General features: G+C 44.4%; 4 protein-coding genes. 2 read left to right on the forward strand and 2 right to left on the reverse strand.

All coding sequences use genetic code 11. The features are described 5' to 3' along the window. The first annotated feature begins 738 nt into the window (after positions 1 to 738). Both AAEZ02_RS03685 and dauA read left to right on the forward strand, forming a co-directional pair. Entirely contained in the window at positions 739 to 954 is a 216-nt protein-coding gene (locus tag AAEZ02_RS03685) for a hypothetical protein (RefSeq protein ID WP_351122015.1), read from the forward strand. Between the two features lie 608 nt (positions 955 to 1562). Next, a complete protein-coding gene (gene dauA / locus AAEZ02_RS03690; protein WP_351088783.1) occupies positions 1563 to 3305 on the forward strand; it encodes a C4-dicarboxylic acid transporter DauA in 1743 nt (580 codons plus the stop codon). 89 nt (positions 3306 to 3394) lie between these two features. Here the strand turns inward: dauA and AAEZ02_RS03695 are convergent, their stop codons facing one another. Together AAEZ02_RS03695 and AAEZ02_RS03700 are read right to left on the reverse strand one after the other, a co-directional pair. Further along, positions 3395 to 3910, reverse strand: coding sequence for a DUF6702 family protein (locus tag AAEZ02_RS03695; protein ID WP_351088781.1), 516 nt, complete (start codon positions 3908 to 3910; stop codon positions 3395 to 3397). Continuing rightward, complete coding sequence (locus AAEZ02_RS03700) at positions 3910 to 6360, reverse strand: M1 family metallopeptidase (protein ID WP_351088788.1); 2451 nt, start codon at positions 6358 to 6360, stop codon at positions 3910 to 3912. Before AAEZ02_RS03700 ends, AAEZ02_RS03695 begins: the two co-directional genes overlap by 1 nt. Positions 6361 to 6766 lie beyond the last annotated feature (406 nt).

Below are 6766 nucleotides of genomic sequence, written 5' to 3' on the forward strand. Positions count from 1 at the left end.
ACAATAACCGCAACGCTAATTTTTTGCAGCCATTGGGTGACGAGGCTGCAGCGAAATAAATAAAGTCAGCAGCAACATAGCACAAGAAACCTACAGCCAAGCCGCTCGCAGGGCTAAGCGCCTCATACGGCCAAACTCGTAATTCCAATTTTGATAGTCATGCTTGCCGCAACATCTTTTACAGCCTTGCGACTTATATTGGCAGCAAAGATAACAAACATAAGTCATTAAATTACCCATTTGGCACTACTTTTCAAGGTTAGCAGTTGTTTTCAACGTTGCTTTCAGCTTTCTCCATTCCACATCCCCCATCCTCATCTTAACCTGTCGATCTTTATACTGGCGCTGATTGTAGCGAGGGAGTTGAGGGGCAGTACTGCCGAAAATATCAATTACACCGACTGAGAACGTCAACCGGAGGCAGGTATAACCGTTGCTAGTGACCTTAAACACTTAAGATGTGCAGGTACAATCGTTGGCAGGATTAACCATGACGGATTTAACCGAAACCTTGTTATGGCTAAATCGCCAAGAAAGTAAGCGTTTATCGCTTACCTAGGTGACGTTAGGTTGATGAATAAAACCGTTGCTGCAAGACCTCGGCTATTTTACTTTTGCTAAACCAGTAGAAGTGATTGTTAATACCGATGACTTAGAATATACATACCCAAAACCTTATGCCGGATCATTATCAGCAATTTAATTCGCAATGCATTACAGCATACCGCAGAAGGCCGAGTGATTATTGAGCAATCAGGCCACAGGGTCAATATCGAGAATCACTGTGACTCTTCCGCATATGATGCAGATGATTTGGGCTTTGGCCTAGGTCTTGAACTCACTCAAAAGTTGATTGCTCAGTATGGATGGTATTATCACCATACAGATATGGGCAGTGGCAGAAAAGTGTCAGTGGTGTTTGGTGACCGTGATATTGGATTAGTATCTGCTTGATGATCGTCATCATGCCTAATACTGGTTAGCTTGGTGTGTGCTTATCGCGCAGCAATGAGCATTTAGCCCATAACGATAAAACGATTGAACTCTTTCATCTTAGTACAGCCATTAAGTAAGGGCTATGCTTTAGCTTTTACGTTTATTCGCTTGTTATCGCTCGTCACCGCTTGCTCGCATGATTTTATAACATCTAGCAGCCGCAAAGCGTCCTAGCCTCTAGGCTTTTAGCTCGTATAGCCTATAGGCCTTTCGCTTCGCTTTTAGCATGACATCACCCAGAAACAGGTTGTTTTCATCTTGGCCATCGGGAGTTCCCGTAGGATTTTTGCAACGAACATTTTGAAGTGACTTGGGTACGGCAGCGTTATTTAGCCCTGTTTAGGCTGGTTATCATTAATGCATTCAGCTTGTTGCTGCTTCCGTTTCTATGCCTGTTCATGGATCTTTTTTACAACAATTTATTATAATAAGATTATCATTTAATTATTTTAATATGATAATCGCATTATAACTGCAAGGCTGTTGAATTGTATGTATATGAGCATATAATTACCGGTATCTCTTTGCACGCCGAAGACAGTTTGGTTTTACGAGGTTACTTGACGATGAAATATAGAAAGCATTTATTTTCTTTGCGAATTGGTCATGCACTTAGAGAGTCCTTAAAAGATGTTCCTTACAAGGCTACTGCATTTTATAAAGATTTATTAGCAGGTTTGACCGTAGGTATTATTGCCATTCCGTTGTCGATGGCGTTGGCTATTGCCATTGGTGTTGCGCCCCAATACGGTTTATATACTGCCATTATTGCCGGTTTTATTACCCCATTTACGGGGGGGTCGCGTTATAGCGTATCGGGTCCTACCGCTGCGTTTGTGGTAATTTTATATCCTATAGTCCAACAATATGGCTTATCAGGTTTACTGCTTGCCAGTCTCTTATCTGGGCTTATTTTGATCGTTATGGCGCTGTTTCGGCTAGGACGATATATTCAATATATCCCAGAGTCCGTCACGTTAGGCTTTACCGGCGGTATTGCCGTGGTGATTGCTGTGCTGCAAGTTAAAGGGTTTTTCGGCTTAAGCATTACCGAGATGCCCGAAAGTTTTGTGGGTAAAGTTGTTGCGTTAGCACAAGCATTACCTGCATTTTCAGTACCGACATTGCTGGTGGGATTAAGCGCGTTAGGGGTGTTTATTCTATGGCCTAAGCTCAAAATCGCTGTTCCTGCCCATCTTCCTGCTGTGGTTATCGCCAGTCTGGTGGCGGCGGTATTTAACCAGCAAGGCTTTAATGTGGCCACCATAGGTTCTACTTTTAGTTTTACCTTGCCTGATGGCACCTTGGGGGCTGGCATTCCATCAATGTTGCCCGACTTTCAATGGCCTTGGCTACGCACGCAAGCAGATGAATCGTCTTTGGTGTTGAGTTGGGCAGTAGCCAAAGACCTATTGTCAGCGGCATTTGCGATTGCCATGTTAGGTGCGATTGAATCGTTACTGTGCGCCGTGGTGCTCGACGGCATGTCAGGTAAAAAGCACAGTGCCAACAGTGAATTACTTGGCCAAGGCATTGGTAACATTATCACGCCATTTTTTGGCGGTATTACCGCAACAGCCGCCATTGCACGCTCTGCCGCTAACTATAAAGCCGGCGCAGTAAGCCCGATTGCGGCCATGTGTCATGCGGTTGTGGTGTTGGTGTCTTTATTATCGTTAAGTACTATTTTGGCTTATATCCCGATGGCAGGCATGTCGGCATTGCTGATCATGGTGGCATGGAACATGAGCGAAGCCCACAAGATTGTCCACTTGGTGAAAAAAGCCCCCGCCAGCGAAGTGTTGGTGTTGATGGTGTGTTTGTCTCTGACCATTTTCTTCGACATGGTGATCGCCATCAGTGCGGGGATTATTTTGGCGTCGTTATTGTTTATGAAGCAAGTGGCCGACATGACCAAGGTGAAAGACATCAGTGGACAGAAAAAGCACATACATGTTGAGTTACCCCCACGTTGGAAAGTATTTAAGATTAATGGCCCGTTATTTTTTGCGGCCGCCGACACTGTGTTTGGTGAGTTAGGGCATTTAAGCACGAGCCAAGATGGGGTGATTTTATACCTAGATGGGGTATCGATACTCGATTCCGGCGGAGTGGCAGCGCTGTACAAATTCCTCGGTAAATGTCGACATAATAACACTCGGGTATTGTTGGCCGATTTCCAATTTCAGCCACTTAAAACCTTAGCTAAAGCGGGCTTTGCACCAGATGGCGTTCATTGCGAGACCTATTCAACCTTGGCTGATGCGCTAGATGATGTGGTTCGTGAGATTGCGGTTAGTAAAATATAAGAAACGCCATACTGACGGATTAATACCAGAAGTATTGGTTGGTCAGTATGGCGCTTGCTATTTTGTCATTAGCTGACGGTGATCTGTGTTTATTTGCTAGCCGGTGCCACTTCAATATACTGCCAAGCGTCTGCTATGTGCAGTCTTGCTGAAGTAACGTGCTTATTACGCTCAACATTAATGTGGTTAGTTTGTTCTGACCACATTTCTTGTAGGGCGGTCATCTTAAGATAAAAGCCCTCCATATCAGCGGTAATGAGCGTTTCTTGGTATACCCACAAATATTTTCCCTGCAACTCAGTGCCCACATAGGTCAATGTTAACGGTTGCTGCAGCTGATCTTGCATGGAAAATGTTGAAATAGCGTAATAAGCAAAGGCTTCGCGACTGACCGGATCGCCAATCAAATCGGCATTTTTATCGATTACCCGCTGGGCAGCATGCTCAGCGTCGTGCAGATAAAATCGATGCTGAATTTCAAGCATTCCCGTGCGCTGATTAAACACAATACTGGTATAGGCTTCTTTTTGCTGGTGGGCATTAGCTGCACTAGCAAAACAGAGCAAGCCTGTAAAACAGATCAAACATTTGACTAAAATGGACATTATTTCTTCTTCAGTTTAATTTCAGGCTGTTTAAGGGCTTCTTTGTTGTCGTGCATGATATCGCGATACTGATTACCCTTACGCTCTTCTTCTTTAAAGGCTTCAATGCGTGATGGAATAATTTGCCGCGGATAATAGTTGTTTTCAATATTCACATCGGCAGTTTCACCACGGCGATCAACCACAGCAGACACTAAGACATTGTCTTTGTCAGTCACAATCAGTTTACTGACTGCAAATGGCGAACGCCGCCAAATTTCAGCAGGGAACACCAATGATTCGGTGTTACCATTTTCGAAGGTTAATTCAAGCAAAATGGGCATCACCAACCCGCCAAGATTGGCAAAGTTAAACACGTAATAGTTTTTATCTTCTTTAAGTGCCCGCGCCAGGACTTGTTGCTCCCATGGATCGAGTTCGGCGTGCTTTTTGTTGTACTTGTTACGTTGTTTATTGGTGACGCTAAATTGATCATGCTGATCATGGTAATCCGCGTTGTCGTGATTTAACTCAACCCAGGTTTTTTGACCGCTTTGTTGATTACGTTCAACCGAATAAGGCATAGGTTTGTCTTTATAATCTTGGCGACGGCGATCAAAATCAATATCAGGATTATTGCTGTCTAGGCGCAGTTTATAAATCCGATCTAAGGCAATATCCACATGATCTGTGGTGTAAAACCAGCCGCGGAAAAACCAGTCTAAATCCACCCCTGAGGCTTCTTCCATGGTGCGGAAAAAGTCGCTTGGGGTTGGGCGCTTGTTCATCCAGCGGCGACTGTATTCTTGAAAGGCAAAATCAAACAGCTCACGGCCTAATATTACTTCACGTAAAATATTGAGTGCCACCGCGGGTTTAGTATAAGCATTAGGCCCAAGCTGCAATACACTGTCTGACTGGGTCATTACCGGTACTTGCACGTTAGACTTCATGTACTCAATTACATCGCTTGGCTCACGCCCCCAAGGTAAATCTGGGTCCCATTCGCGGGTGGCAATGCCGTCTAAAAAGCTGTTAAGGCCTTCGTCCATCCAGGTCCATTGACGTTCATCTGAGTTCACTACCATCGGAAAATAGTTATGGCCCACTTCGTGGATCACTACGCCAATTAAGAATTGTTTTTCCGCCAAGGTATAAGTGCGACTTTCATCTTCATGCCAAATGGTGCGTGGGCCATTAAAGCTGATCATCGGGTATTCCATGCCGCCAACGGGGCCGTTAACACTAATGGCTGCGGGGTAGGGATAATCGAAGGTAAAGCGTGAATAGACTTTAAGGGTGTGAATAATTGAGGCTGTAGAATAACGCTGCCACAACTCGCCACCTTCTTTAGGGTAAAACGACATCGCCATAACGGGCGTGTCGGTATCATTACCTTGCTGATAACCTTGGGCGTCCCAAATAAATTTACGTGATGATGCCCAGGCAAAGTCGCGGACATTTTCGGCTTTAAAATGCCAGGTTTTAGTGCCTTTGGCCGTACTAGACTCATTCGCGAGTGCTTCGTCTGCGGACACGATAAACACGGGTTTTTCGGCGGTTTTAGCCTTATCTAACCGCTTGAGTTGTTGTGACGACAATACTTTTTTACTGTTCTGTAATACGCCAGTGGCCGTGACAATGTGGTCGCTGGGTACCGTCATGCTGACATCGTAATTACCAAACTCGAGGGTAAACTCGCCGCTGCCTAAAAATTCTTTGTTGTGCCAGGCTTCATAGTCAGAATAACTGGCGACGCGCGGAAACCACTGCGCCAATAAGAAGATGTCATTACCGCCTGCACGTTTGTCATCGGGAAAGTGCTCATAGCCAGAACGTGCGCCCACGGCATCTTCTTCTAAGATATTGTAAGCGTAGCTAATATTAATTTTGGTGCTGCTGTTGGCTGGTAGCGCCTGCGGCAAATCAATGCGCATTTGAGCGCCGACAATGGTGTATTTTAATGGGTTATGATTTGCCCCCGTCACCTTACCAATGCGATAGCCCATTTCGTTATCGGCTAAAAACTGTTGGCGACGCAGGTCTTGCAAGCTGATTTTTGCAAACGCATTATCACCATAAGTGTTGTTAGCACTCACGCTACCATCGTCGCCGTAAAAGGTGCTGCTGCGTTCTGCTATCGAGTCTGATTTAAAGCGATTTTGTTCTAGCTGCAACCACAGATATTTAAGCGTATAGGGAGAATTATTGTGGTAAGTAATCACTTGCTCACCTTGAATACGACGCTTTGGTTCATCAAGTGTGACATTGATTTTATAATCAACTTGTTGTTGCCAGTAATCGATTCCCGGTTCACCAGCGGCATTGCGATAATTATTTGGCGTGGGTAGGCTCTCTTCAAGTTGACGAAACTTGTCGTCGAAATGCTGCTTGCTTTGGACCATTTCTGTAGCCGAACTTGTAAAGATTGCTGAACTGGTCAATGCCAATAACAGCAGGTGACGATACATGCGCATAAACACTCCTTTGACAGCAGAAAACTGATGCCAATAAACCCAAAATGATGATTGATATCTTTTTTTGGGGGGCAGTGTAACTAACTTAATAAGGTTATGCAGTGAGAAGAGTGTTACGAAGTTTTGCACCTTGCTGATGCCAATTCCCTATGGCATAAAAACGGCTAGCAGTATTAATTGAAGCTAGGCAGAAACTTTTGCAGGTTTTTGTGGCGGACTTCGCCTGAGGTTAATTCAGGTAAAATTTTGTACTTATTGATAATCTGTTGATATTCACCATTAGCTTTTAGTATATCTATACTCAAGTGAATTCAAACTGCAGGTTTTAATTTCTGAAAGTTATCATTAATTGTATCACCGAGTGTATCGGCAATATCGGGGAGGGTGATGCTAAAAAAGT

Source organism: Shewanella sp. T24-MNA-CIBAN-0130, assembly GCF_040310185.1.
GTDB lineage: Bacteria > Pseudomonadota > Gammaproteobacteria > Enterobacterales > Shewanellaceae > Shewanella > Shewanella psychromarinicola.